The sequence below is a fragment of the Desulfoferrobacter suflitae genome, assembly GCF_022603395.1.
GTDB lineage: Bacteria > Desulfobacterota > Syntrophobacteria > Syntrophobacterales > Syntrophobacteraceae > Desulfoferrobacter > Desulfoferrobacter suflitae.
The window spans coordinates 147693-173029 of sequence record NZ_JAIBKA010000003.1 but is presented as its reverse complement, the minus strand read 5'-3'; the positions used below and the strand labels follow the sequence as shown (position 1 = coordinate 173029).

21 protein-coding genes are annotated in these 25337 nt (G+C 55.5%); 13 read left to right on the top strand and 8 right to left on the bottom strand.

Annotated features, from left to right (window positions below; genetic code table 11):
• The first annotated feature begins 4 nt into the window (after nucleotides 1-4).
• Both K1V27_RS06210 and K1V27_RS06205 read left to right on the top strand, forming a co-directional pair.
• On the top strand, nucleotides 5-1168 hold the full coding sequence (locus tag K1V27_RS06210; RefSeq protein WP_258928735.1) for an extracellular solute-binding protein: 1164 nt from the start codon (nucleotides 5-7) through the stop codon (nucleotides 1166-1168).
• 248 nt (nucleotides 1169-1416) lie between these two features.
• The gene (locus tag K1V27_RS06205; protein ID WP_353740541.1) at nucleotides 1417-2493 is read left to right on the top strand and encodes an ABC transporter ATP-binding protein; all 1077 of its coding nucleotides are present in this window, start codon (nucleotides 1417-1419) and stop codon (nucleotides 2491-2493) included.
• Between the two features lie 76 nt (nucleotides 2494-2569).
• Here the strand turns inward: K1V27_RS06205 and K1V27_RS06200 are convergent, their stop codons facing one another.
• The gene (locus tag K1V27_RS06200) at nucleotides 2570-3277 is read right to left on the bottom strand and encodes an endonuclease/exonuclease/phosphatase family protein (protein ID WP_258928733.1); all 708 of its coding nucleotides are present in this window, start codon (nucleotides 3275-3277) and stop codon (nucleotides 2570-2572) included.
• A 174-nt stretch (nucleotides 3278-3451) separates the two neighbouring features.
• Here K1V27_RS06200 and glgX point away from each other — a divergent pair, with 174 nt between their 5' ends.
• The 5 genes from glgX to K1V27_RS06175 all read left to right on the top strand — a co-directional run bounded on the left by glgX (nucleotide 3452) and on the right by K1V27_RS06175 (nucleotide 11150).
• Complete coding sequence (gene glgX, locus K1V27_RS06195) at nucleotides 3452-5605, top strand: glycogen debranching protein GlgX (protein ID WP_258928732.1); 2154 nt, start codon at nucleotides 3452-3454, stop codon at nucleotides 5603-5605.
• 66 nt (nucleotides 5606-5671) lie between these two features.
• Nucleotides 5672-7531 (top strand): malto-oligosyltrehalose trehalohydrolase, encoded by a 1860-nt coding sequence (gene treZ / locus K1V27_RS06190; protein ID WP_258928731.1) that lies wholly within the window; start codon nucleotides 5672-5674, stop codon nucleotides 7529-7531.
• Nucleotides 7528-10326, top strand: a complete 2799-nt coding sequence (gene treY, locus K1V27_RS06185) for a malto-oligosyltrehalose synthase (RefSeq protein ID WP_258928729.1) — start codon at nucleotides 7528-7530, stop codon at nucleotides 10324-10326. The genes treZ and treY overlap by 4 nt, the downstream gene beginning before the upstream one ends.
• Before the next feature lie 30 nt (nucleotides 10327-10356).
• Nucleotides 10357-10824, top strand: a complete 468-nt coding sequence (locus K1V27_RS06180; protein ID WP_258928727.1) for a ferritin family protein — start codon at nucleotides 10357-10359, stop codon at nucleotides 10822-10824.
• A gap of 11 nt (nucleotides 10825-10835) precedes the next feature.
• The gene (locus K1V27_RS06175; protein WP_258928726.1) at nucleotides 10836-11150 is read left to right on the top strand and encodes a YkgJ family cysteine cluster protein; all 315 of its coding nucleotides are present in this window, start codon (nucleotides 10836-10838) and stop codon (nucleotides 11148-11150) included.
• 69 nt (nucleotides 11151-11219) lie between these two features.
• Here the strand turns inward: K1V27_RS06175 and K1V27_RS06170 are convergent, their stop codons facing one another.
• The 3 genes from K1V27_RS06170 to K1V27_RS06160 all read right to left on the bottom strand — a co-directional run bounded on the left by K1V27_RS06170 (nucleotide 11220) and on the right by K1V27_RS06160 (nucleotide 13862).
• Complete coding sequence (locus tag K1V27_RS06170) at nucleotides 11220-12656, bottom strand: multiheme c-type cytochrome (RefSeq protein ID WP_258928724.1); 1437 nt, start codon at nucleotides 12654-12656, stop codon at nucleotides 11220-11222.
• A 30-nt stretch (nucleotides 12657-12686) separates the two neighbouring features.
• Complete coding sequence (locus K1V27_RS06165) at nucleotides 12687-13226, bottom strand: NapC/NirT family cytochrome c (protein ID WP_258928722.1); 540 nt, start codon at nucleotides 13224-13226, stop codon at nucleotides 12687-12689.
• An 81-nt stretch (nucleotides 13227-13307) separates the two neighbouring features.
• A complete protein-coding gene (locus tag K1V27_RS06160; protein WP_258928721.1) occupies nucleotides 13308-13862 on the bottom strand; it encodes a hypothetical protein in 555 nt (184 codons plus the stop codon).
• Nucleotides 13863-14133: 271 nt separating this feature from the next.
• Here K1V27_RS06160 and selB point away from each other — a divergent pair, with 271 nt between their 5' ends.
• The 3 genes from selB (at nucleotide 14134) to K1V27_RS06145 (ending at nucleotide 17176) form a co-directional block, all read left to right on the top strand.
• Complete coding sequence (gene selB / locus K1V27_RS06155; protein WP_258928720.1) at nucleotides 14134-16059, top strand: selenocysteine-specific translation elongation factor; 1926 nt, start codon at nucleotides 14134-14136, stop codon at nucleotides 16057-16059.
• A gap of 304 nt (nucleotides 16060-16363) precedes the next feature.
• Complete coding sequence (locus K1V27_RS06150) at nucleotides 16364-16654, top strand: Dabb family protein (protein WP_258928719.1); 291 nt, start codon at nucleotides 16364-16366, stop codon at nucleotides 16652-16654.
• Nucleotides 16655-16699: 45 nt separating this feature from the next.
• Complete coding sequence (locus K1V27_RS06145) at nucleotides 16700-17176, top strand: DUF1285 domain-containing protein (RefSeq protein ID WP_258928718.1); 477 nt, start codon at nucleotides 16700-16702, stop codon at nucleotides 17174-17176.
• A gap of 27 nt (nucleotides 17177-17203) precedes the next feature.
• On the opposite strand, the gene K1V27_RS06140 is transcribed toward K1V27_RS06145, so the two are convergent.
• From K1V27_RS06140 to K1V27_RS06125, 4 genes are all read right to left on the bottom strand, one after another.
• Nucleotides 17204-18376: a M20 metallopeptidase family protein gene (locus K1V27_RS06140; protein ID WP_258928717.1), complete on the bottom strand. Its 1173-nt coding sequence runs from the start codon at nucleotides 18374-18376 to the stop codon at nucleotides 17204-17206.
• Nucleotides 18377-18707: 331 nt separating this feature from the next.
• Nucleotides 18708-20261 carry an acyl-CoA carboxylase subunit beta gene (locus tag K1V27_RS06135; RefSeq protein ID WP_258928715.1) on the bottom strand — a complete coding sequence of 518 codons (1554 nt, stop codon included), beginning with the start codon at nucleotides 20259-20261 and terminating at the stop codon, nucleotides 18708-18710.
• A gap of 145 nt (nucleotides 20262-20406) precedes the next feature.
• Nucleotides 20407-20841 carry a hypothetical protein gene (locus K1V27_RS06130; RefSeq protein ID WP_258928714.1) on the bottom strand — a complete coding sequence of 145 codons (435 nt, stop codon included), beginning with the start codon at nucleotides 20839-20841 and terminating at the stop codon, nucleotides 20407-20409.
• A 1-nt stretch (nucleotide 20842) separates the two neighbouring features.
• Complete coding sequence (locus tag K1V27_RS06125; RefSeq protein WP_258928713.1) at nucleotides 20843-21724, bottom strand: deoxyribonuclease IV; 882 nt, start codon at nucleotides 21722-21724, stop codon at nucleotides 20843-20845.
• Nucleotides 21725-21908: 184 nt separating this feature from the next.
• Between K1V27_RS06125 and K1V27_RS06120 the strand changes: the two genes are divergently transcribed.
• From K1V27_RS06120 to purB, 3 genes are all read left to right on the top strand, one after another.
• Complete coding sequence (locus K1V27_RS06120) at nucleotides 21909-23276, top strand: TrkH family potassium uptake protein (protein ID WP_258928712.1); 1368 nt, start codon at nucleotides 21909-21911, stop codon at nucleotides 23274-23276.
• Nucleotides 23277-23288: 12 nt separating this feature from the next.
• Nucleotides 23289-23951: a potassium channel family protein gene (locus K1V27_RS06115; protein WP_258928711.1), complete on the top strand. Its 663-nt coding sequence runs from the start codon at nucleotides 23289-23291 to the stop codon at nucleotides 23949-23951.
• A gap of 77 nt (nucleotides 23952-24028) precedes the next feature.
• Entirely contained in the window at nucleotides 24029-25327 is a 1299-nt protein-coding gene (gene purB, locus K1V27_RS06110) for an adenylosuccinate lyase (protein WP_258928710.1), read from the top strand.
• Nucleotides 25328-25337: the final 10 nt, after the last annotated feature.

The window sequence follows — 25337 nt, the reverse complement described above, 5'->3', positions numbered from 1 at the left end:
AATCATGAAGATTGACTGGAATGAGAAAATCGATGCGGCTCACGAGTGTCTCCACAAGGGCCGGCTGAGCAGGCGCAGTTTTGTCAAGTTTCTCACACTCGCCGGCGCATCCATCGGGCTGGTGGGCGGACCTTTCGGCAGGCTGACGCGCTCCGCCCGGGCTGAAACCAAGAGCATCCGTTTTGACGGGTGGGGCGGAACCACCTCCGAGGCTTTCAGGAAATATGCCTTCGAGCCGTTCACCAAAGCGACCGGCATCAAGGTGGTCGACGGCGAATTCGGCGATATGGACACCTATTTGACCCGGGTCAAAGCTTCCTTTCCGCCGGGAGGAGAGTTCAATCTGGCTCATTTGAGCGGCGTTTTCGATTATGCGCGCTACGTGGACCTCGGATATGCTACGCAGCTTGACGAGAGCAAAATCCCCAACCTGCAAAACGTGATGGCGGCTATGACCGCCCCGTACCGGGCAATAACCGATGGCAAGCTGTCGGCGGTGCCCTACGATTTGGGACAAACAGGGATTGCCTACAATACCAAGCATATTCCCAAGGAAAAGGCTGACGAGCTTGGAGCCGGGTTGCTCTGGGACAAGGAGCTTGACAAGAAGCTGGGCAGCTGGGGCGATTGGCGCACCAACATCTGGTATGGGGCCCTCTACACCAACCAGAATCCCAACGATATAGAGGACATGGATGCCGTATGGGATGCTCTGAAGGCGCAGCAGGGAATGATCAAGAAATATTGGGGCTCCGGTGCTGAACTCATGAGCCTGCTGGCCAATGAAGAAATTTACGCCACGGTGGCATGGTCCGGCCGGGTGGCGCATCTGCAGGAACAGGGGCACCCAATCGGTTTTCTGGCTCCCGAGAACTGTTATTCCTGGCAGGAATGCATTTTTGTCCTCAAAGGAACCGATCTGAGGGCAGCTGAAAAGCTGCTCAATTTCATGTTGGAACCAAGCGCCGCGATAGCCGTGGCCGAAGGCCAGAAATATCCGCCCAGCCTCGATCCCACCAAGGTTCCTATGCCCGAATCCATCCAGAAGCTGCCGGCATTCGATCCCACCGGCAAACTCGAAGGTTATCTGTTTGCCGATCCGGTATACTGGAACGGCCATCAGCTGGAATGGTCGGAAAAATGGGACCGGGTCAAATCCGGAGCATAGCGGGCAGTCAGGCGTGCACACGAAATCGAGGGGGTTGAGTGTTCTCTTTCCCTTTGGAAGCTGACCGTTAGCCATACACGGCCCCGCAGCACGCGGGGCACACTCCCTCTTCCGCGCGCGGGGGAACCCGGTCGGGGTGAGGAGGGGGGCCGCAGGCCTCGTTGCAGCAGTCTGCGTGCTGCACGATCCGCGCTAGACACGCAACACAGGAGAAATAGACCCACGTGAATCAGGAACCGAATCACCCAATGGTGCAATTCAAGGGAGTGGTCAAGCGTTTCGACAAGCTGGTGGCGGTCGAGAAAATGGATCTCGATATCGCCAGGGGATCGTTTGTCACGCTGCTTGGACCCTCCGGCTGCGGCAAGACCACGCTGCTGCGCATGGTCGCAGGCCTGGAACAACCCACCGAGGGTGATATCTTCATTAAGGGCAGACGGATCAATGACGTACCCATCCACAAGCGCAACCTGGGAATGATCTTCCAAAATTATGCACTCTTTCCCCACAAAACGATTTTTGACAATGTCGCCTTCGGACTCAAGTACCGCAAGGTTGCCAAAAGCGAAGTCAAGGCACGGGTCGAGGGGGCACTCGAACTGGTCCGTCTGCCGGGTTACGGCAATCGCAAGCCCGCCCAGCTGTCCGGCGGTCAGCAGCAGAGGGTGGCCCTTGCCCGGGCGATTGTCATCCAACCCGATGTGCTCCTGATGGATGAACCGTTGTCGGCTCTGGACGAAAATCTGCGCGAGGAGATGCGCCGCGAAATCGACAATCTTCAGCAGATGCTCGGTGTCACCACCCTGTTCGTCACCCACGACCAGCGCGAGGCCCTCTCCATGTCGGATAAAATCGTCGTCATGAAAGACGGCCGCAAGCAGCAGGAAGGAAGCCCGGAAGAAGTTTACAACGAATCGGCCAATCACTTCGTGGCGGACTTTCTCGGCCATTCAAATTTCCTCAACGGTACCGTGATCGGAGCCGAAGGAGATGCGACGCGGGTCAGGCTGGAAAACGGCGGTGAACTACTGGCCGCATCATCGCAGCAATGGTTCCCGGGCGACAAGGTGGAAGCAGTAGTACGGGCTCAGAAGTTTCAGATTCTTTCCGATCTGGAGGTCCCTGCCTCCCGGGACATGAACTCGTTTCCCGGCCGCATCATCGAGCGCAGTTATATGGGGGGCGAAGTCAGCTATTTTGTGGAACAGCGGGACAAGACCGTGATACACGCCATGAGTATGGTGCGAACGCGCCCTTTCAGGCGTGGAGAAGACGTCGTACTGGTGGTGGCTGCCAGACACTGCCGGCTGCTGCCAAAAACCTAGGCGCCGGTTTAAGTCTGTGGCTGGAGCCAACTTCCTTCCCGCTAAACTGCACTGCCCCGGTTCTTTTCCTGCGCCCTCACGGACGCGCAACCACCAGGACGGCACTGATGGGCAGATGATCGGACGCTACGCGGCTCATTGGGGTGACATGAATCTTCACTTCAGTCACTGCCGCCCTCGGCCTCACCCAGATGCGATCCAGCGGAAGCAACGGAAAACACGAAGGAAAGGTCAGCCTCACGGGCGGCCTGCCGAAATGCCTGTTCAACCAGGCGATGGGCCGGCTGAACGGATACCATTCATTGAAGTCGCCCATCACAACCTGCATCTCACCTCCATTCACATCCAACAGACCTTGCAACTGGCGGAATTGGCGGTTACGTTCGCGGATGCTCAGACCCAAATGGGTCACAATGAACCTCACCGTGGTTCCATGGATCTCTAGATCGACGTCAAGCGCCCCGCGCGGCTCGCGCTTATGAACGCTCAAATCGACACGACGCACGGCGCTGATTTGGTGACGTGTCAGCAAAGCATTTCCATAGTGACTGCGCGGCCGGCAGATGGTCGGCCCGGCAATGGGAGCGAGACCACTTGCCTGGGCCAAGTATTGCAACTGACTGCTTACTCTGCACCCGGCAGGACTGGAATCCACTTCCTGAATGCCGATTACGTCTGCGTCGAGGCTGCTGATCACCGCGGCGATCCGATCAGGGTCGAAACGGCCGTCGGTGCCGATGCATCGGTGAACGTTGTAGCTGGCAATCTTAATGCAAGAATTCATAATGGCTTAACATAACACGGCGCGCTGCGGGCGCCAAATTTTCAGACGGGCGAAGAAATCGGCTGCGCCCGTGCGACATCATCGGTTCTCCAGCTGGGAGTTGACATATGCGGCCGGGTAAACGAATAATGGACCGCGAGACCAACACAAATTGCTCAAGGATAGGAGTACCGCATGAAAGTCTGGCCAGGTGAACCGTATCCTCTGGGAGCCACGTGGGATGGCTCCGGAGTCAATTTCGCCCTGTTTTCAGAAAACGCAACGGCCGTGGAATTGTGCCTGTTCGACAGCGGTGACGAAGAGCGCGAAACACGCATCGCGATGAAGGACCAGACGGACATGGTCTGGCATCTTTACCTGCCCGAAGCGCGTCCCGGCCAGTTGTACGGATACCGGGTGTACGGCCCCTATGCACCGCAGGAGGGGCATCGCTTCAATCCTGCAAAGCTGCTCATCGATCCTTATGCCAAAGCCATCAGCGGCATGCCCAAATGGCACGACGCCTTGTTCGGATACACCATCGGCCATCCTGAAGCCGACCTCTCCATGGACGAGCGCGACAGTGCTCCATATGCTCCCAAATGTGTTGTGGTGGATCCCGCCTTCAGCTGGGCAGGAGATATGCCCCCGAAAATCCCATGGGACCGCACCATAATCTACGAACTGCACACCAAGGGATTCACCAAGCTCCATCCGGCCATTCCCAAAAAGCTGCGCGGCACCTACACGGCCCTGGCCAGTCCGGCAGTGATCGAATATCTGCTTTCTCTGGGGATCACCGCCGTGGAGCTGATGCCGGTGCACCACTTCATCCACGATCGGCACCTGCTGGAAAAGGGGTTGCGCAACTTTTGGGGCTACAACTCCATAGGATTTTTCGCTCCACATGGCGAGTACTCGAGCACCGGCGACCGCGGTCAGCAACTGGAAGAATTCAAGATCATGGTCAAAACGCTGCACCGCGAAGGAATCGAGGTCATACTCGATGTGGTCTACAACCACACCGGCGAGGGCAATCACCTGGGCCCGACCCTCTCCTTCCGCGGCATCGACAATACCGCTTACTACCGGCTTGTCGAAGGCGACCCGCACCACTACATGGATTACACCGGCACGGGCAATACTTTGGACATGACGCATCCGCGTGTCCTGCAACTGATCATGGACAGCCTGCGCTACTGGGTTCTGGAAATGCACGTGGACGGGTTCCGCTTCGATCTGGCGGCCACGCTGGCACGTGAGTTGCACGAAGTGGACCGACTCGGGGCCTTCTTTGATATCATCCACCAGGACCCGCTGCTCTCGCAGGTCAAACTGATTGCGGAACCCTGGGATCTGGGAGAAGGAGGTTACCAGGTGGGCAATTTCCCGGTGCTCTGGACCGAGTGGAACGGTGAGTACCGAGACACCCTGCGATCCTTCTGGAAAGGCGACGACGCCCAGTTGGGCAACGTGGCTTACCGCCTCACCGGAAGCAGCGATCTGTATGCCCGTACCGGCCGGCGCCCGTACGCCAGCATTAATTTCATCACCTGCCACGACGGCTTTACCCTGCAGGATCTGGTGAGCTACAACGAAAAACACAACGAGGCGAATAATGAAGGAAACCGCGACGGCACGGACAACAATTTGAGTTGGAACTGCGGCGTCGAAGGCCCCACCAATGATGCGAAAGTGCTGGCACTGAGGGCGCGTCAGCAGCGCAATTTTCTGGCTTCCCTGTTGTTCTCGCAAGGGGTTCCCATGTTGCACTCGGGGGACGAATTCGGACACACCAAAAACGGCAACAACAACACCTACTGCCAGGACAATGAGCTGTCATGGCTCGATTGGGATCTTAACCGGGCGCGCAGCAAACTTCTTGAATTCACTCGATTTGTCATTCAATTGCGGCGCAAACACCCGGTTCTGCGCCGGCGGAATTTTTTCCGCGGACGTCTCATGCGTGGTGATAAACATAAAGATCTTCGTTGGTTAAGGCCAGATGGCAAGGAAATGACGGAAGACGACTGGAACAACCCACATGCCCGTTGCCTGGCAATGATCCTGGCAGGAAACGAAGAAGCCATCGACGAGGTGGACGAACGCGGCAATGCAATTTCCGACGACTCTCTGTTGTTGATGCTGAACGCCTACCATGAACCGGTGCCCTTCACTCTGCCCGAGCACTTCGGCTATGAAGGCCAATGGGAACTGGTGATGGACACACGCTCTTCGACCGGTAAAAGAAAGCACCAGAGCATTGCCATCCATGGCACCTATGATCTGGTGTCACGCTCCCTGGCACTGTTCCGCTTCAAGCACGCCGAGGAGGAAGAGGAAGAATAGAGGACAGTTGCCAACTGCCAAGGGTCTCTTGACTTCATGCACGCTTGTGGCGTGCAGGAAAGGGCAATGATGAACGCCAGCATTGATCTTGGAGCCGTCTACCAGGAAAAAGGACTGTGCCGCTTTCGGGTGTGGGCGCCGTTTGTGCCGCGAGTGGAGGTGCAGATTTTTTTTCAGGAAACAGGCGAAACAAAACTGGTTTCCCTGGCCCAAGAGGACTCCGGATATCATTCGGCTCTCGTCGACAACATTCCGCCAGACAGCCGATACTTCTTCCGCCTCGATGGGGACAAGCAGCGGCCTGACCCGGCTTCTCAGTTTCAGCCGCAAGGCGTGCACAACGCATCCGCCGTGGTGGATCATGATTTTCCCTGGGAAGACCAGCACTGGACCGGTATCCCGCTGTGCGACCATGTGATCTACGAACTGCATGTGGGCACTTTCACACCGGAGGGCACCTTCGAGGCAATAATCCCCCGCCTTGGCGAATTGCAGCGGAGCGGCATCAACGTCCTCGAAATCATGCCCGTGGCCCAGTTTCCGGGCGAAAGAAACTGGGGATACGACGGGGTCTACCCGTTTGCCGTACAGAATTCCTACGGCGGGCCGCACGGGTTCAAACGACTGATCAATGCATGCCACAAGCACGGCATGGCGGTCATTCTCGATGTCGTGTATAACCATCTGGGACCGGAAGGCAACTACCTGCGCGATTTTGGGCCGTATTTCACCAAAAAATACCGGACTCCATGGGGCGAAGCCCTGAACTTCGATGGCGCATACAGTGATGAAGTCCGCAACTATTTCATTCAAAACGCCCTCCTCTGGTTCAAACACTACCATGTGGATGCTCTGCGACTGGATGCCGTGCATGCCATCTATGACCAAAGCGCCGTGCCCTTCCTGCAGGAACTGGCCGAAGCCGTTGCAGAATTGCGGATGAACGACGGTTGGCAGCGCTACCTCATCGCCGAAAGTGATTTGAACGACAGCCGTTTGATCCGCCCGCGGGAGGTTTTCGGATGCGGGCTGGACGCTCAGTGGTGTGATGATTTTCACCACTCGTTGCATGCTCTGATCACCGGCGAAAAGGATGGCTATTACAAAGACTTCGGTAGTATTCAGGAGTTGGTGAAGGCATTGGCCGAAGGCTTCGTCTATTCCGGCCAACATTCCCCGTACCGTAAAAGACGCCACGGTAACCGCTCGCTCGATCTGCCTCCGGAACAATTTGTGGTCGCGTCTCAGAATCATGACCAGGTCGGCAACCGCATGCTCGGTGAACGGCTTGCGGTCCTGATTTCCTTTGAAGCACAGAAACTGGCCGCAGCCGTTCTGCTCCTGTCGCCTTATATTCCGCTGCTCTTCATGGGACAGGAATATGGTGAAGAAGCCCCTTTTCTCTATTTTGTCAGCCACCAGGATCCAGCTCTTGTCGATGCGGTGAGGCACGGCCGCAAGGAAGAATTCCAGGCTTTTGGCTGGAATATCGAGCCTCCCGATCCGGCCGACGTAGAGACTTTTCTTCAATCCAAACTCAACTGGAATCAGCGCAACCAGGGAAGACACAAAGTACTGCTCGATTTTCACAGCGCTCTGCTGCAAATGCGCAGAGAATCGCCCGCCTTCTCGGCGCTCGAAAGAACACATATGGAAGTGCACGCCATAGCAAGCAAGGATGTTATCCTGCTCAAGCGCTGGTGGGGCGAAAGCAATGTGCTCTGCCTGTTCAACTTCGCACCCCGCGATGTCATCTTGAGAGCCCATGAACTGCCCTCCGGAACGTGGTCGCGACTGCTTGATTCCGCCGAGGAGCGCTGGCAAGGACCGGGAACTCTGCTGCCGGATCGATTGCGGGCGGATCAAAGCATAACCCTGAGGAAGCAAAGCGCCGTTGTGTGCGGCAGGCAAGAGGACTTTCCATGAGAATTCCCACCTCGACGTATCGGCTCCAGTTCAATCCGACCTTTGGTTTTCGCGATGCACAGCGGATCGTCGGCTATCTGGCCGACCTGGGCATCTCCGATGTATATGCTTCCCCCATCTTTAAGGCACGCCGGGGAAGCATGCATGGCTATGATGTCGTCGATCCCACCCGACTGAATCCGGAACTGGGCAGTGAATCCGATTTTTTCGCCCTGGCCCAGGAAGTGAAAAAGCGCGGCATGGGATGGCTGCAGGACATCATTCCCAATCACATGGCCTTTGATCATGACAACCGCATGCTCATGGACGTCCTGGAAATCGGCAAGGCTTCCACCTATTACAAGTTCTTCGACATCGACTGGGAGCATGCCTATGAAACGATGCAGGGGAGGCTCCTGGCACCGTTCCTCGGAAGATCCTACGGGGAATGCATCCAGGAGCGCGAAATCCAGGTCGAATACAGCGATTCCGGCTTCGTCGTGCATTACTACGGATGGGAATTCCCTGTCAGGATGGAATCCTACGCCAAAATACTCTCCCTCAATCTCGATCGGCTCAAAAAGCGCCTCGGCAACGACCACCCCAACTATCTCAAATTTATAGGCATGCTCTACGTTCTGCAAACTTTTCCCGGGCAGGACCTGCCGGGCAAACGCTACGACCAGCGAAAATTCGCCAAGTGCATGTTGTGGGAACTCTACGAGGGAGATCGAGAAATCAAGCGATTCATCGACAGGAACCTGGATGAATTGAATGGCAGAAGAGAATCAACCTCCTCCAATCTCCTGGACGAACTGCTGTTCGATCAATACTTTCGACTCTCCTTCTGGAAAGTGGCCGGCGAAGAAGTCAACTATCGCAGGTTTTTCAACATCAACGAGCTCATATCCGTGCGTATAGAAGAGGAAGCGGTGTTCCATGAATGTCATGAGCTGATTGCGCGATTCGTCAGAGATGGCATCTTCACCGGGTTGCGCATCGACCATATCGACGGATTATACGACCCAAAACAATATCTGCAGCGCCTGCAGGAAAAGACCGGGGGCGTCTATGTCACGGTCGAGAAAATTTTGGGCTGCACCGAAGAACTGCCCCTGAACTGGCAGACAGAAGGCACTTCAGGTTACGATGCCCTCAATGTCATCAACGGCATCTTTTGCAGGGCCCTGCACAAGAAGGATATAGACAAGATTTATGCCGCTTTTACCGGAATTAAAGCTGATTACGACGACCTGGTGTACAGCAAGAAACAGCTCATCATCGAACGTTATATGACGGGCGATGTGGATAATCTGGCCCATCTCATGAAGCGGATTTCGAGCAGAGATCGCGAAGGATGGGACATCACCCTGTATGGCCTGAAGCGCGCCATTCGAGAAGTGCTGGCGCATTTTCCAGTCTACCGCACCTATGCCGGCCCTGATTCTTTTAGCGACGCGGATCGGCGGGTCATCGTTGAAGCCGTGGCTCGCGCCAAGTCCAAAAGTCCCGATCTGGTCATCGAACTGGACTATCTTTGCAAGTTTCTTTTATTGCAATTCCCGGACTCCCTCGACCCCGAACAACAAAAAGAACGATTGCATTTTGTAATGCGCTTTCAGCAGTTCACCGGTCCATTGATGGCCAAGGGATTTGAGGACACCACCCTGTATGTTTATAACCGATTGATTTCGCTGAACGAAGTCGGTGCTGAACCGGTCGATTTCGGGGTTTCCCTCGAGCAGTTTCACCAGTTCAACCTGCATCGCGGCGAATATTGGCCTCACAGCATGACCGCCGGCTCGACGCACGACACCAAAAGAAGCGAAGATGTACGCGCACGCATCCACGTGCTGTCTGAATTACCCAGAGAGTGGGAGGCTCGGATTAAGGCCTGGCGTTCCATGAACCGCAGCAAAAAGAAAAGGATAAAGCGGCGCGCCGTGCCCGACGCCAACGACGAGTACTTCTTTTATCAGACTTTGGTCGGCGCCTACCCGTTCGAATCCCGCGACCATTCAGCCTTTGTGCAGCGAATCAAGGATTACATTATCAAGGCGATTCGTGAGGCCAAGGTCCATACGGGCTGGTTGAAACCGGACAGCGATTATGAAGGGGCTTACCTGGCGTTTATCGATAGAGTTCTGGAACATACCGAAGCAAATGAATTTCTTCTGGACTTTTTGCCCTTTCAACAGAAAGTCGCCCACTACGGCATGCTCAATTCCCTGTCACAGACCATTTTGAAAATCACCATGCCCGGTGTTCCCGACTTTTATCAGGGAACCGAATTATGGTCGTTGACCCTGGTCGACCCCGACAATCGACAGCCGGTTGATTTCAAAAAATGCAGCAATTTTCTTAAGCAAATTCGGCACGACCAAGCAAACCCACGCTACCTGGAAACACTCAAACAGGCTCCGCAGGACGGCAAGATCAAGCTGTTTCTCACATACCGTGCGTTGCAAATGCGCCGGGAATATGCATCACTGTTTGAGAAAGGAGCATACATTCCATTGCCGGCTCGAGGCGAGTTCCAGGACCATGTCATTGCCTTTGCCCGCAACGCAGGGACATCTTGGGCCATCGTCATAGCTCCGCGTTACTGCACCGGGTTGGTGGAGCAAGGTTTGTATCCGACCGGCAGAGAAATCTGGAAGGAAACGTGGCTCACTTTTCCGGAGAATGCTCCCGTGACTTGGAAGGACTCCATCGCGTCCTTTGACTTGACCATTAACGACGGCATTTTGCCGGTGGGCGACGCTTTGCAGCGATTTCCCGTCGCGTTGCTGCTGGGCAGCACCGAAAAGCCATAGCACAGAACTGAAAAATGGAGGGGGGGAGTTATGTTCACAGCGGGTGAAATTCTTGGGATGGCGGTGCAGATCGAGGAAAATGGGCAGCAGTTCTACCGGCAAGCTTCAGACAGTGCCCTCAAACCGGATTTGAAAGAACTGTGGCAATGGCTGGCCGAAGAAGAGGCGCAGCACAAGAAGTTCTTTCTCGAGATCAAGTCCTCCCTCAAAACGGCCAAGGGTCAGCAGTGGGCTGCGCAAATGGGAGAGGAGATACTGCAGAGTTTGGTCAAGGATCGCGGCTTCTCCCTGGAAGAAGTGCAATTCGACGCCGTTGGCGACGAGCGGGAATTGATTCGGGTAGGAATCGGGCTGGAAGAAGACAGCATCGACTTTTATGAAATCCTGCTCGGCTTCATCGATGATCCAATAACCGTCGAGCATGTGCACGAAATCCTCGCCGAAGAGCGGGAGCACCTGGCATCCCTCAAAAAACGTCTGGCATCTCTTGGGGGTTGAGATCACACACCATGACCCGTTTTGACTGTCGAAGATGCGGGCGCTGCTGCAAACAGATTGGAATTCCCTGGTCTGAGCTGGATCCGGTGTTGGCCGCGCAACAACTAGAAATGGAGCTGGACGTCTTTCTGCAAGCCCATGGCTACAGAGTGAACGGCTACTCGGGTGAAATCGAACACCCGGAATTCGCGGTAACGCCCTGCCCCTTTCTAACCTATGACCACGGCAGGGCCGCCTGCAGGATCTATCCGGTGCGCCCCTGGATCTGCCGGGGCTATCCCGGCCCGGGCATGATTTGCGCCGGCGGCAGAAAGCGGGATGAATAAGCTTCAGCCGGTTGCAAATCAGGGCGGCAACCCCCGGACACGGGACTGCCACCCTGGTTGCCGGCATCACTACTGCTTTGGTGCGGCAAATATCCGTTCGGGTTTGGCTGTGTCGCCGCCTGCTCCCGGAAAGTTCGGGTACTTGTAGGCGGGCTTGTTTGACTGCAGCAATTCATGCGCCCCTTCCATAAATTCCACGAAGCGCTTTTTACATTCGTAAAAACCATGCCACCAGGCATAGTCCGGAGCCATCATGGCCACGCCCATGCGTGCCCTGCGGCCTTCGTGGTGCCACAGTTCGTAGTATTCCCACTCCAGCTTTTCATCAAAAAACGCTGGCTCTGAAAGCAGCTTCTTTGCATACAGTTCATCCAGCGTCTGCTTGGCGGGCTTGAAATAAGCCTCGTTGTAGTGGATCACCGCTTCATCCAGATTCGCGTAATGGTCTTTGGTCCAGGTGTCGCTGTGGCACTGGTTGCAGATGGCCTGCATCTTGTTGCGCTCCACCTCCCAATTGGTGGCGGCCGGAAACGCTGCAAAGTCCTGGGGACGAACGGTCAGCGGTGCCTGGGTTTCCCAGGAGAGGCGCTCGGTCACATCGTGCGTGCCGAGGACGGGTCCGGCTCCGGACATGTGGCAGGAGGCACAGGTAGGGCCGCGATAGTCCACTCCGGGGGTCCACAATCCTGGAGCCACATTCCAGTGGTACTGGTCGCCGAAGGCGGCATAAATATCGCCGTGTTTCGACTCGGTATAAATTTCAATCTGCGGATGGTCCGGACCCAAATGACACTGGCCGCAAGCTTCCGGCTTGCGCGCGTCCATGATGGAAAAGCGATGCCGGGTGTGGCAACTGGTGCAGCTGCCCAGGCTGCCGTCCAGGTTGGCTCGACCGACCCCCACATTGGGCCAGACGGACGGGTCGAGCTCCCCCTGTTCATTCATTTTGAGGACCGTCCCGTGACATTTGAAACAGCCGGTGGTGCGCTCGATGCCATTGTTCAATCCCTGATTCAACCAGGGATCGATGGTCCACATGATCTGTATGGTGTTGGCATGCTTGCTCCTGCTGTACTGCTTGACTTCGTCCGGATGGCAACGGGAACAATCCTTCGGGGTGACCACTCCCGCCACTGCAACGCGGTATTCCGCCGTCCCCCACTGGTTGTCCGAGCGCTCATATTGTTTGTAGTGCTTCTTGCTCACATCCGGATCAAAATCCTCCGCTATATGGCAGTCCAGACAGGTGATGTTGGCCGAGGCGTGCCGGCTCATGGCCCAGTCAACAAAAAGTCCTGGTGATTCCACTTTATGACACTCGATACAGGCCCGGGCCTGCGGGCTCATACCTCGCTCCATGCGAAATTCCTTGGTCTTGGCAAAATTGCTTTCCACCTTCGCCTGCGGTTCATTCTGCCGTTCTTCCTGAGCCACGGCCGCATGGCCCATGAAAAGGAGCATGATTATCGACCCTGCCGCCAACCATTGAACAAAACGCCTTTTCATCGGACACCTCCTCCTTTTTTATGAACCTCGTCATTGCTGGGAACACTGCAGATAGCTGTAAAATGGTCTTCGGACATGCACCAGATTGCGGTGACAGTCCGTACACTGCTTGTCATAGCCGGGCCTCGGGTACAAGACGCTGCGATGGGCCAGCATGGCGCCTCGCTTGGCAGGAATGTATAGAATATTGCGATGGCATTTCTGACACTGGTCGTTTTTGATGTTCCGGTAAGCCGCGGCGCGGTTCTTCGCCCGATCATAGCCTTCCGGCCCTTCGGTAAAATGAGCGTAGACGTCTTTGGCTCCATGCCAGGTCTTGGCAAAAAAGAAATTGAACGTGTCGTGTGGGGCCGGCAAATGGCAGTCCATGCAGTCAACCACAACTCCGCGCGCGTTGTTGGTGTGGGTGGACACCTTCCAGTCGTTGTAGGCCGGTTGTATCTCGTGGCAACTGGCGCAAAAATGCGGGGTCGAGGTACGCACCATCGTGTAGTAGGTCATGCTGAACAAGGGAAAGGCAATGACAATGCCCAGCACCACCAGAATCGCGCCGTACAGGTATTTTTTCATGGCGTCTTCTCCACTTGACGAATCGTTGCCGCTACCGCCTCTCCCAGGACATGTGCCCGGGAGAGCGGCCGGAATAAGGCTCTATCTACCAAAGAGACCCTGGAGAAATCGTTTGAACCCCTTCACGGTAGCTTCACCCGCCATGCTTTTTTTTCCGGAAACCGCAACGGAAGCACCTGAGGGAAGCCATTCAACGGGATCCATGCGGATCGGCAAAAACCTTTCAAAGGTTGGAATCAGCTTCCCTTCAACATGATATTTTCTGATTTCCTGCACGCGGTCAAAATAGAACGTGAACGAATCCATAAACCAGTTCTGGCTGCGCTCGAAATCAACCTCCGCTTCGATCATAGTCTGGAACTCATTCCCGAGGCTGTTGCTGAACCCCTTCTTTTTGAGGGCGTCGAAGGACTGAACAATGCTTCGATGGGCGGCCGGATCGCCCTCTGCATCAATCATGAAAGTCAGGGTGATGTAGCCTGACCCGTCGTTGCGTTCGCGCGACGACACGGCAAGAAGCCCTTCCCTCCACTGGCCGGCAGCGGCAAAATTGAAGCTGAACCCGGCAAATGCGATTATGATCTCCCTGGATTTCGCTGCGATGAATTCCTGTTTGAGGTCAATGGCTTCACTCATGCTTCCCCTTTGACTTGCTGACGGGACTTGGTCGTTCGGCTGAATGGCTATGGAAAACAGGATCTGAGAGGCTACAGTATAGGTGAGTTTTTCGATACATGCAATAAAGTTGCTGCGGCATAAGGCAGGCGCATATGAAAAAGAATCATTGCGGCTGACCCTTGCCGGGTGGAACAAGGATGCGCTTGAATAATGGGGGCGCGTTCTGCTAAGTTGCGCAATGGCAGATAAGCGCAGCGCTAACACCACCGCGTACGGAGAAGGCAAACCGATGAAACAGGTGATTCTGGGTACGGCCGGCCACATCGATCATGGCAAAACATCCCTCATTCGTGCCATGACGGGAATCGATACCGATCGTTTGAAGGAAGAAAAATTAAGGGGCATCACCATCGAATTGGGCTTTGCTTATGTCGACCTCCCTAACGGCGACCGTCTGGGCATAGTCGATGTACCGGGCCACGAACGATTCGTTCGCCACATGGTGGCTGGAGCCACCGGCATCGACATGGTGGCTTTGATCATTGCGGCCGATGAAGGGGTCATGCCGCAAACCAGGGAACACATGGAAATATGCCAGCTTTTGCGGGTCAAAAAGGGGCTGGTGGCCCTGACCAAAATCGATCTGGTGGATGACCCCGAATGGATCGAAATGGTCAAGGAGGACGTGGCCGAATTCTTAACCGGCACGTTCCTGGAAGGCGCGCCCATTGTTCCGCTGTCCGCCGCCACCGGAGAAGGCATGGAAGAGTTCAAGGGGGTGTTGACCCGGCTGGTGGAAAGCATCGAGCCACGAAATGCCGACGGCCCCTTTCGCCTGCCCGTCGACCGGGTTTTCAGCATGCGCGGCTTCGGCACCGTTGTGACCGGTACCAGCATTTCGGGCAGACTCCACATCGGCGCCCCGGTCATCGTTTACCCCTCGGGACACAAAACCAAGGTGCGCGGCATTCAGGTGCACAATGAGGAAGTAGAAGAAGTATTGCCGGGCCAGCGCACTGCCGTTAACCTGCAGAGCACCGAGCGCGCTCTCATCCAGCGGGGTCATGTGGTGGCCACACCGGGGGCTCTGGTCCCGAGCCACATGGTGGATGTGCATCTGGAGTTGTTGTCGAGCGCACCCCGAGTGCTCAAGAATCGGGCCAAAATTCGCTTTCATACCGGCACCTCGGAAAATCTGGCCACGCTGGTGCTTTTGAACGAGGATGAGCTCAAGCCGGGGGAAAAATCCTTCGCCCAAATCCGCCTCGATGAACCGATCGCCGTCTTGCGGGGGGACCGTTTCGTCATCCGCTCCTATTCCCCCGTGCTGACGATCGGCGGAGGAAGCATTCTGCATCCGCTGCCCCACAAACATAAGGGGCACGATAAGCGCGCAGCGGCCAAGACTCTGGCGACCCTTCTGGAAGGGGATGAGCCGAGCATCATCCTGTGGCACATTCTGGACGCAGGCTGGGGCGGAGTGAGCGAACAGGAACTGCGAATCCGGGTAAATGTGGCCACCAAGCCATTCGAGAAGACCCTGCAGCAGTTTATCAGTCAAAAGAAAGCCATTCTGTACGACAAGGAAAACAGGCGCTTGATCCACCCCGATGTGATGGAGAAATTGAGGAATATCATCCTCGAGAGTCTGGCCGATTATCACCAGCGCTTCCCTTTAAAAACCGGCATGCCCAAAGAGGAATTGGCGGCGCAGCTGCCCAGGCCGGTGGACGTCAAACTGTATAACTTTCTGTTGCGCCAGCTGGCAGAAGATGAGCAGCTCGTGCAGGAAATGGAATGGGTGCGTTTGGCGACTCACAAGATTGATCTGACCAAAGATGAGGAGGTTATCCGCCAAAGGGTCGAAAGTGAATATTTGCAGGCCGGGCTGCAGCCTCCTTTTTTCAGGGAGGTCACCGCCAGGCTGCCGGGCACGCCCCGACAGCACCAGGACGTACTCGAGTGGATGTTCTCGCAGGGGATTTTGATAAAGGTCAAAGAAGATCTGTACTTTCACAGGGCTGCACTGGATAGCCTCAAGCGACGGCTGATGGAATTTTTCAAGGAAAATGAAGAACTCTCGGCCCCTCAGTTCAAGGAGATTACTCAGGCGAGTCGCAAATACACCATTCCTCTGCTGGAATATTTCGACACGCAAAAGGTGACCGTACGGGTGGGGGATGTGCGCCGGCTGCGGGACACCCGGGCCGCCTAGTGCCGCGCCGCGCAATCAAGCGGCCGAAACCCAACGACAGCGTTATTCCGCACAGCCCATGTTGGGTTTCGCTGCGCTCTACCCAACCTACACCTTGTCTACAACCCGACCCCGTGAGGGGGGGGAGAGAAAGTGATCCCCGAATGCCGCGGAACCATGTGTGGGCAACAGATACCTTCCGTCGCACAGGGCTGGGGTGGGAATGCAAGTGATTTTCGAGATTTCGGCACTTGCTTGCGATCCCGAGCCGGGATTCGCCGGAATGACATAAGGACGTTTGCAACGGGTTAAGAAGGAGTGATTCATGCTGAAACACATAGTGTTCATGAAGTTCAAGCCAACCACACAGGAAGCCGATATCGTGGATTTGGAAAAGTCCCTCGGTGCGCTGCCGGACGTGATTCCAGAGATCAAAGGCTATGAATTCGGACGAGACATCGTAAAAACTGACAGATCCTACGACTTCGCCCTGGTCTCTGCTTTCGAGGACTTGGACGCTCTCAAGGGCTACCAGCTTCACCCCGAGCACATGCTCGTGCTGGAGAAAGTGAAAAAACTGGTTGAAGACATTCGGGCGGTTGATTACCTGGTGTGAACCGTTCGTTAGAAATCGGTGAAGCTGCCCTTTCGTGTTCCTGTCATGATCAATGGTTCAGACCAACAACACCTTTATGACTACTACATAGATGCGCACGGCAACTGGTTTTGCGAAGGAAACCCGGTGACCGACAGGCAGTTGTTTCGCCAGCTCAGTCGCTCGCTGTATCGAGCGGGGAAGCAATATTTCCTGCGCTGTGAAGGTGAGGTGCACCCGGTTCGAGTGGCGGATGCTCCCTTGTGGATCCGCTACGTGCATGTAACCGGCAACGATTCGGGAAATCTCACCTCGGTCGAAATCGAACTGGAAGACGGACGGCGTGAAACACTTGCAGCGGACACCCTGAGCGTTGCCGGCAATGATGCCCTGTACTGCCTGGCAACGCGGCGCCGGCTCAAGGCCCGCTTCGGCAAGGTGGCCTACTATGAACTCACCCGGTATCTTCAGAGCGACGATGAGGGGGCCGGCTTCTACTTCATGATTGACCGCCGGCGCTACCCCGTCCGGCCCGAACCATGACCCCCTCAGCTCGTGTCAGTCCGACCGTTATGCGCTCCACCCGGTCAGGAACCTGGCGAACAGGCGCACTCCCACGTCCAGAGCTCTTTCATCAAAGTCAAAGCGGGGTGAATGCAAACCGTACTGGTAGCCCAGCTGCGGGTCGTGACACCCCAGGCGGATCAAGACTCCGGGATATTTTTGCAAAAAGTAGGCGAAATCTTCCGCTCCCATGCGCGCTGACTCGATCTTCACCGCCGATTCCCCCAGTGATTTGCGTGCCTGCTCGATGCAATATGCCACCAGCCGATCATCGTTGATCAGCAAGGGATAGCCCGGCGTCAGGGTCAACTCCCCCGCCACTCCATGGGAGGATTGCATTCCGGACACCATTGCCTTCAAGCGAGTCTCCACAACACGGTATACCGCATCGTTCAGCGTGCGCAGAGTGCCTTCCAGCAACGCCTCCTGCGGAATGATGTTGGCCGCCGTGCCGGCTTGAAAACAGCCCACGCTGAGCACCGCACTCTGCAGGGGAGAAACATTGCGGCTGATGATACTTTGCAGTTGTGCAACCAGGTAGGCTCCCGCCACGATGGGATCGGCGCACAGATGCGGATGCGCGCCATGGCCCCCACGCCCCGTCAGGCGTATGCGTACACCGGTAGAAGCCGCATTGCCCACTCCATAAGTCAACCCCACCGTTCCCGTGGGAAGTTCAGGGTGCATGTGCGCCGCGAAAATCGCGGAGATCTCCTGCGCATCCAGGATACCCGATTCAAGCATGGCCTTTGCGCCCGCTCCGCTCTCCTCCGCCGGCTGGAACAAGAATATGATTTTCCCTCGTCCCGTCTCCGGCCACCCGCTTTCCAGCAACCAGCGCAGGGTTCCAAGGAGCATGGTGATGTGTCCATCATGCCCGCAGGCGTGCATCAAGCCGGGATTCTTCGATTTGTAGGGTACCTCGTTGGCCTCAACCAGGGGCAATGCATCCATATCTCCGCGCAGTGCAAGTGTAGGCCCCGACTGCTTTGCCGTCATGGACGCCACGATGCCGGTCCCGGCAATGTCTTTGGTATAGCCCACATGGAGGCTATCCAAAACTTGCGCAATCCTGGCTGCCGTCCGCCGTTCCTGGTAAGCCGCCTCCGGGTATTGATGAAAATGGCGGCGAAGCTCGACCAGCCAATCGTGAAAAGCTTCTGACAAACAATCGATCATCCCCTGCACCCTCAGAAACTGTAGCGTTCAAGAAAATATTTTTGGCTCCAGGCAGGCTGGGTTGAGGTACCAAACCCGGCAAAACAGGCGTTGGGTTTCGTCACGGGACACGCGTGATTCAACCCCAACCCACACCCAAAAGATGATCTTGGAAGCTATATCTCAAAATGCGCTATCCCAGGTGAACGTCCGCCGACACCATCCCGCAGGTCGTTGCTGCCCGCTACTCCCGCACGGTGGCAGCGCAGCTCCTTCAGTTGCGCACAATAAAAAAGCCCGAGCTCACATCCGATGAGGTCGGGCTGACACTTTTTCCCTTGCAGCTCCCCCGCTACATGGGGATATTGCCGTGTTTCTTGGGCGGCAGGGCAACGCGTTTGCTGGCCAGGATTTCGAAGGCTTCAATCAAACGCGGACGCGTTTCACTGGGAACGATGACGCCATCGATATAACCGCGCGACGCGGCAATGTAGGGATTGTACAGCAAATCCCGGTACTCTTCGATCTTCTCTTTGCGTTTCGCTACGGGGTCATCGGCCTCCTTGATCTCCTTGCGGAAAATAATATTGGCCGCCCCCTCCGCTCCCATGACCGCAATTTCTGCACTGGGCCAGGCCAGCGTCAAGTCCGCCCGAAGGTCCGAGGAACACATGGCCAGGTAAGAACCGCCGTAGTCCTTGCGCACAATGAGGGTGACCTTGGGCACCGTCGCTTCCGAATAACACCACAACAGTTTGGCACCATGCCGAATGATGCCGCCCCATTCCTGCTGTTTGCCGGGCAGGTAGCCGGGTACGTCGGCGACGGTCAGCATCGGAACATTGAAGGCATCACAGAAGCGAATGAAGCGCGTCGCCTTATCGGACGAATCGGTATCCAGACAGCCTGCCAGAACCTTGGGCTGGTTGGCGATGACCCCGATGCTTCTGCCGTTGAGTCGCATGAAGCCGACCACCATGTTCATCGCATAATTTTCGTGAACTTCGAAGAAGTCGCCCTGATCTGCGATGGATCGAATGACATCCTTGATGTCGTAGGCCCCCATGGGATTATCCGGGATGATGCTGTCAAGGGCCGCGTCCATGCGCCTCGGGTCATCATCGGTGGGAACGATGGGCGGATCTTCCATGTTGTTGTCCGGCAAAAAACTCAACAGCCGTTTGATATGTTCGATGGCGTCCGCATCGTTTTCACAGGCAAAATGGGCGACACCGCTTTTGGAAGCATGCGTCATGGCACCGCCCAGCTCTTCCTGGGTAACCACTTCGCCCAGTACAGACTTGATGACGTCCGGACCGGTGATGAACATGTAGCTGGTGTTCTTGACCATCAGAACAAAATCGGTCATGGCCGGCGAGTAGACGGCACCGCCGGCACATGGACCCAAAATGGCGGATATCTGCGGGATTACCCCCGATGAAATGGCGTTTCGATAAAAAACCTGCCCGTAACCGGACAACGCATCCACACCCTCCTGGATGCGGGCCCCGCCGGAATCATTTAAGCCGACAAAAGGCTTGCCCGCCTTCAGGGCGAGGTCCATGACCTTGCATATTTTCTTGGCATGCTGTTCTCCCAGGGTTCCGGCACGCGCCGTAAAATCCTGAGAAAAGGCAAAAACCTGGCGGCCGTTCACCGTTCCGTAACCGGTGATCACGCCATCGGCGGGAATATCCACCTTGTCCAACCCAAACAGAGTGCCTCGGTGTTTCACAAACATGTCCAGTTCACGAAAGCTACCAGGGTCAAAAAAGTGATCCAACCGCTCCCGGGCCGTCAATTTTCCTCGTTCGTGCTGAGTGGCCACCCCTTTGGCGCCGCCCATTTCCTTAATTTTCGCTTCGCGCTCGCGCAGTTCCTTGATCTTGTCGGCAACCCTTCCCATTTCCGCTTCTCCTATCCGTATCTATGCAATTGAGAGATTCCCCCGGTTTGCTCACTTCGTAGAATTATCTGGGCCATTCTAATGGTTAAGCATGGGTTGTCAAGCGCTTTCCCAGGAAGGCGGCAAGCAGGCTCGGCAAGTTTTTCTAGTCCAACAGATGGGAAGCCGCATCATAGTGTTCGGAAAATACCGGGCCCCGCCCTTTGAACATATTGACGTGAGTGAAGACATATTCCGCTACTTCCTGCCTCTGAACCGGCTCATAGGAATTGAAGAGCGCGAACATTTCATGATCCGTCCCGCACGCTTCCAGCTCTTTCCATATTTGTGCCGCATCAACCGCTGGCTGAGCCCCCGGTTGCCGAGCAAAGGATTCCAATTTTTGTTTCGCCTGCTGCGACAATTCATTCAATTCAAGAATGAGGTGGGCGATTTCTTTCTGAAAATCATCGAGTGTCTCACAAGGACCGATCAGGTGAATGGATTTGTCTGATTCACTTTCCTGCAATCCCAGGTTGATCCCATAGGGACTGGCAGTGGATAGCCTGTCATCAATGCGCAGCACCCATTTATTTTTCATCTTATTGTTCCTCCTTGTAGCTACAAGCGTAATCACTGACAACCAGAGAACGCAAGGTTGCCAGATTCTCCTTGTCTTCTTTAAGCTCCTTTCCCTTGGGCGTTTCCAGAACCATCGGATGGCACTTGAACCGCGCATCGTTCAGCAGCAGTCGGAACCCTTCCAGGCCGATAAAGCCGCGGCCAATGTGTTCGTGACGATCCACCCGCGATCCCAGTCCCTGCTTGCTGTCGTTCAAATGAAAAAACTTGAGATGCTGCAGCCCGATCACTGCATCAAAGTGAGACAGTGTTTTGTCGTAATCCTCTCTGGTGCGCAGATCGTAGCCGGCGGCAAAGGTGTGGCAGGTGTCGTAGCAAACCCCGAGGCGCTCCTTATGGCTGGAGCGGTCCAAGATGTATGCAATCTCCTCGAAGCTCGAACCAAGATTGGTGCCCTGCCCGGCTGTTGTCTCGATCAGAATCATAACCGTGGAGGTCCTGGAAAGCTGGACGGCGCGGTCCAAATGGGTGACAAAACTCTGCAGACCCGCTTCAACGCCTTGCCCCAGATGGGAACCCGGATGAGAGATGAGAAAAGGTATTCCGAGGGCCTCGGCACGCTGCAGTTCGTCACAGAAGGCGGCAATTGATTTCTCGAGCTTGGTTGGATCGAGCGCCGCCAGATTGATCAGGTAGCTGTCATGGGCGGCCACCGGCGGGCGCCCGACCGCGGCCCATTTCTCAGTAAACAGTTGCACCTCGGAACTGCCAAGCTGCGGAGCCTTCCATTGTCTCTCGTTTTTGGTGAAGATCTGGAGCGCCTCGCCCTGCACTTCCTGCATCCTGTCAAAGGCCAGATGCAGCCCCCCGGCAATCGACATGTGGGCACCTAACCGCGGCACAATACCTCCTTGTAAAACGCTGCTCGAATTCACCCGCTCATTGGGCGGTAACCCTTTCCGGTCACTTCAATTTTTCACTTTTCTCCCGCGCCACCAGTTTGCTTTTATTGCCTCACCTTTTTTGCTAGAATCCGACTCTCACAATTCGCGACCAGGCCCAAAACTTTCATGGATTTAATCACCGATGCGCTATGTGCAAAAGGTTTCACCCTCATTCTATCCGATTTTGAGCTTCTTGTTTCTGATCCTGGCAGGGACTGCTCTGCTGCTGATATTCCCAACTCAAAACGGCTCCCGCCTCTCTCCCATTGATGCGTTGTTCATGGCGACATCGGCCACGTGCGTAACGGGATTGTCGGTGGTTGATATTGGAACACAGTTTTCCACCTGGGGCCAGCTCACAATTCTCGGGCTGATCCAGCTGGGAGGACTGGGCATCATGACCTTCTCGACTGTGCTGATTTTACTTTTTGGAGGATCCATCACTTTTCGCTCGCGTTTTGTCATTCAAGACGTCTTCACCCACAGCCCTCAGGCGGATTTGAACACCCTGCTCGGACGTGTGCTGCTTTTCACCTTGAGCTTTGAAGCGGCGGCCACAGGCCTCCTTTTCATGCGATTCGTGCAGCAGTTTGATGTCCCGACCGCCTTCTATTACGCTTTGTTTCACGCGGTGAGCGCCTTCTGTAACGCCGGCTTCGCTCTGTTTCCCGATTCCTTCATGCACTACCGGGGCGATGTGCTGGTGAACTCTACCCTGCTGGTCCTCATCGTTGTGGGCGGGATAGGATTCATGGTGCTTCACGAAATTGTCCGCACCCTCAGCAAAGCCTCGACATTCAGTCACTTCTGGAATCAGCTTTCGTTGCACACCAAGATGGTCATCCTCATGACAACAGTCCTGCTCATTGGAGGGACAATCTTTTTTTTGGTCAGCGAATGGAACGACACGCTGAGAGACCTCTCGACCGATGAAAAATGGCTCGCGGCCGTGTTTCAATCGGCTACGCCCCGTACCGCCGGATTCAACACGCTTGACTTCAGCGCCATGAATAACATCACACTGTTGGGCACCATGATGCTCATGTTTATCGGCGCCTCGCCGGGCTCCACCGGAGGCGGCATCAAGACCAGCAGCATGGGGGTACTGCTGGCGCTGAGCAGAGCCCGCATCAGCGGTTCCGGCCAGGTGCACGTGTTCAAGAGGGCCATATCTTCGGGAACCATCAATCGCGCATTTGCCATTTTTGTCATTTCGGTGATGATTGTCCTGTTGGGAACCGCCTGCCTGCTCATTACCGAGACGGGAGACACCCCTTTCAAGGAAACCAGGGGGTTGTTTATGGAAATGCTTTTTGAAGCCACCTCGGCCTTTGGCACCGTCGGGTTGAGTATGGGGGTCACGCCGCACCTTTCCGGCTGGGGTAAGTTCATACTGATCCTCATCATGTACATTGGTCGACTGGGACCCCTGGTAATCGCCATGGCCATCCGGCCGGCCCCGTCCAGGGCCAGGTTTCTTTACGCCGAAGAACGTTTGATGATCGGATGAGAGGATTGAGGGATGCGCCAGATTGCAGTCATAGGACTGGGGAATTTCGGCTATTACCTGGCCAAGGAACTGTATTCCAAGGGCTTCGACGTGATCGGTTTGGATCTTCACCAGGAGGTCGTGCACAAAGTCAAAAACGACCTCAACGAAGCGGTCATAGCGGATGCAACCGACAAAGATACTTTAATGGCATTGGGGATCGACCATGTGGATCTGGCGGTAGTGACCATCGGAACGAACATGCTGGCGAGCATCCTGGTCACATTTCACCTCAAACAGATGGGGGTGGATCGAGTCTATGCCAAGGCGCTGAGCGAGGAACACGGTCAGATTCTGAGCCGCATGGGAGCTGATGAAATTCTCTTTCCGGAAAAGGATCTGGCCATCAGTTTGGCGCGCCACATCGAAAACCCGAATATGCTGGAATACCTCCCTTCCATCGGGGATCACGGCATTTTTGAACTGACCCCGCCCAGAGGGTTTCTCAACAAAACGCTGCGTGAACTGGATCTCATTAACCAATTCAGCCTCCAGATCATCGCCGTTAAGCACATCCATGACAACGCCTTTACCTTCATTCCCAAGGCGGATTTCAAGATCAATGAGAACCACGTGCTGCTGTTGCTGGGCACCAACCAGGCGATGGAAAAGCTTTCCGAAGAATTTGAAGAATGAGTGTAAATGGTGTCAATCCACTGGTTGACAAGGTGGCCGTTTCAATGTTTTCAGCAATCCAGACTGAGGAATAGAACATGATTGAGCGTTACACGCGCCCGCAAATGGGGCAAATATGGACTCTGGAAAACCGCTACCGCAAATGGCTTGAAGTGGAAATAGCCGTATGCGAGGTTCTCGCAGAACGAGGTGTCATTCCCCCGGAGGATCTCAGCCAAATCAAGTCGAAAGCCGGCTTTGATGTGAATCGAATCAATCAAATAGAACAGGTCACCCACCACGATGTCATCGCGTTTCTCACCAACGTGGGTGAATATGTGGGCCCCGCTGCCCGCCATATTCACCAGGGCATGACCTCGTCGGATATGCTCGATACGGCCATGGCGCTGCTGCTGGTCCAGGCATCGGACATCCTGCTGGACGATATGGACGAACTCTTGCGGGTACTCAAGCGACGCGCCCACGAACTCAAAGACAGCGTCATGATCGGGCGCTCTCATGGTATTCATGCCGAACCCATCACCTTCGGCCTGAAATTCGCCAATTGGTACGCCGAGATGCGGCGCAACCGGAAAAGGCTGCAGCACGCGAGAGAAACAGTGCGAGTGGGTAAGATTTCCGGAGCCGTCGGCACCTATGCCAATATAGATCCGGCTGTTGAACAGCAGGTGTGCCGAAGACTTTCTCTCAAACCGGCACCTATCAGCAACCAGATCATCCAGAGAGATCGTCACGCGGAGTTTTTTAACAGCATTGCTTTGACCGGCTGCACCATTGAAAAGATCGCCGTGGAAATTCGGCACCTGCAACGAACGGAGGTGAGAGAGGCGGAGGAATTCTTCGCTGCAGGCCAGAAGGGATCTTCCGCCATGCCGCACAAGCGCAACCCCATCGCGTCGGAAAATCTGTCGGGGCTGGCACGCGTTCTGCGCGGAAACGCCCTGGCAGCTATGGAAAACGTGGCGCTCTGGCATGAAAGGGATATCAGTCACTCGTCGGTGGAGCGCATCATTGCGCCGGACTCCACCATCCTCCTCGATTACATGCTGGCTCGGCTGACCCGCGTGCTGGATAAGCTCACGGTCTACCCCGACAACATGCGCCGCAACCTTGCCCTGACCGGAGGTCTTTTCTTCTCTCAGCAGGTCATGTTAACCTTGACACGCAAGGGCCTTTCGAGGGAAGAGGCCTACCGGCTCGTGCAGCGAAACGCCATGCGGGTCTGGCAGGAGGGAGGAGAGTTGCAGGAGCGGCTCAAGCAGGACGACGAAGTGACGCAGCATCTGAGTGCCGAAGAGATTGCCGCTGTTTTTGACCTGAATTATCACCTCAAGCATGTGGACGGCATTTTTCAGAGAGTCTTTGAACAAGAGTAACCAAGCAACT

Excerpts from the sequence above, each read along its gene's own strand:
- K1V27_RS06205 (WP_353740541.1), top strand. The coding sequence starts at position 1,417 with ATGGTGCAATTCAAGGGAGTGGTCAAGCGTTTCGACAAGCTGGTGGCG.
- K1V27_RS06140 (WP_258928717.1), bottom strand. The coding sequence starts at position 18,376 with ATGATCGATTGTTTGTCAGAAGCTTTTCACGATTGGCTGGTCGAGCTT.
- treZ (WP_258928731.1), top strand. The coding sequence starts at position 5,672 with ATGATGAACGCCAGCATTGATCTTGGAGCCGTCTACCAGGAAAAAGGA.
- K1V27_RS06200 (WP_258928733.1), bottom strand. The coding sequence starts at position 3,277 with ATGAATTCTTGCATTAAGATTGCCAGCTACAACGTTCACCGATGCATC.
- K1V27_RS06175 (WP_258928726.1), top strand. The coding sequence starts at position 10,836 with ATGACCCGTTTTGACTGTCGAAGATGCGGGCGCTGCTGCAAACAGATT.
- purB (WP_258928710.1), top strand. The coding sequence starts at position 24,029 with ATGATTGAGCGTTACACGCGCCCGCAAATGGGGCAAATATGGACTCTG.
- K1V27_RS06210 (WP_258928735.1), top strand. The coding sequence starts at position 5 with ATGAAGATTGACTGGAATGAGAAAATCGATGCGGCTCACGAGTGTCTC.
- K1V27_RS06130 (WP_258928714.1), bottom strand. The coding sequence starts at position 20,841 with ATGAAAAATAAATGGGTGCTGCGCATTGATGACAGGCTATCCACTGCC.
- K1V27_RS06160 (WP_258928721.1), bottom strand. The coding sequence starts at position 13,862 with ATGAGTGAAGCCATTGACCTCAAACAGGAATTCATCGCAGCGAAATCC.
- K1V27_RS06180 (WP_258928727.1), top strand. The coding sequence starts at position 10,357 with ATGTTCACAGCGGGTGAAATTCTTGGGATGGCGGTGCAGATCGAGGAA.
- K1V27_RS06115 (WP_258928711.1), top strand. The coding sequence starts at position 23,289 with ATGCGCCAGATTGCAGTCATAGGACTGGGGAATTTCGGCTATTACCTG.
- K1V27_RS06150 (WP_258928719.1), top strand. The coding sequence starts at position 16,364 with ATGCTGAAACACATAGTGTTCATGAAGTTCAAGCCAACCACACAGGAA.
- glgX (WP_258928732.1), top strand. The coding sequence starts at position 3,452 with ATGAAAGTCTGGCCAGGTGAACCGTATCCTCTGGGAGCCACGTGGGAT.
- K1V27_RS06165 (WP_258928722.1), bottom strand. The coding sequence starts at position 13,226 with ATGAAAAAATACCTGTACGGCGCGATTCTGGTGGTGCTGGGCATTGTC.
- K1V27_RS06135 (WP_258928715.1), bottom strand. The coding sequence starts at position 20,261 with ATGGGAAGGGTTGCCGACAAGATCAAGGAACTGCGCGAGCGCGAAGCG.
- selB (WP_258928720.1), top strand. The coding sequence starts at position 14,134 with ATGAAACAGGTGATTCTGGGTACGGCCGGCCACATCGATCATGGCAAA.
- K1V27_RS06120 (WP_258928712.1), top strand. The coding sequence starts at position 21,909 with ATGCGCTATGTGCAAAAGGTTTCACCCTCATTCTATCCGATTTTGAGC.
- treY (WP_258928729.1), top strand. The coding sequence starts at position 7,528 with ATGAGAATTCCCACCTCGACGTATCGGCTCCAGTTCAATCCGACCTTT.
- K1V27_RS06170 (WP_258928724.1), bottom strand. The coding sequence starts at position 12,656 with ATGAAAAGGCGTTTTGTTCAATGGTTGGCGGCAGGGTCGATAATCATG.
- K1V27_RS06145 (WP_258928718.1), top strand. The coding sequence starts at position 16,700 with ATGATCAATGGTTCAGACCAACAACACCTTTATGACTACTACATAGAT.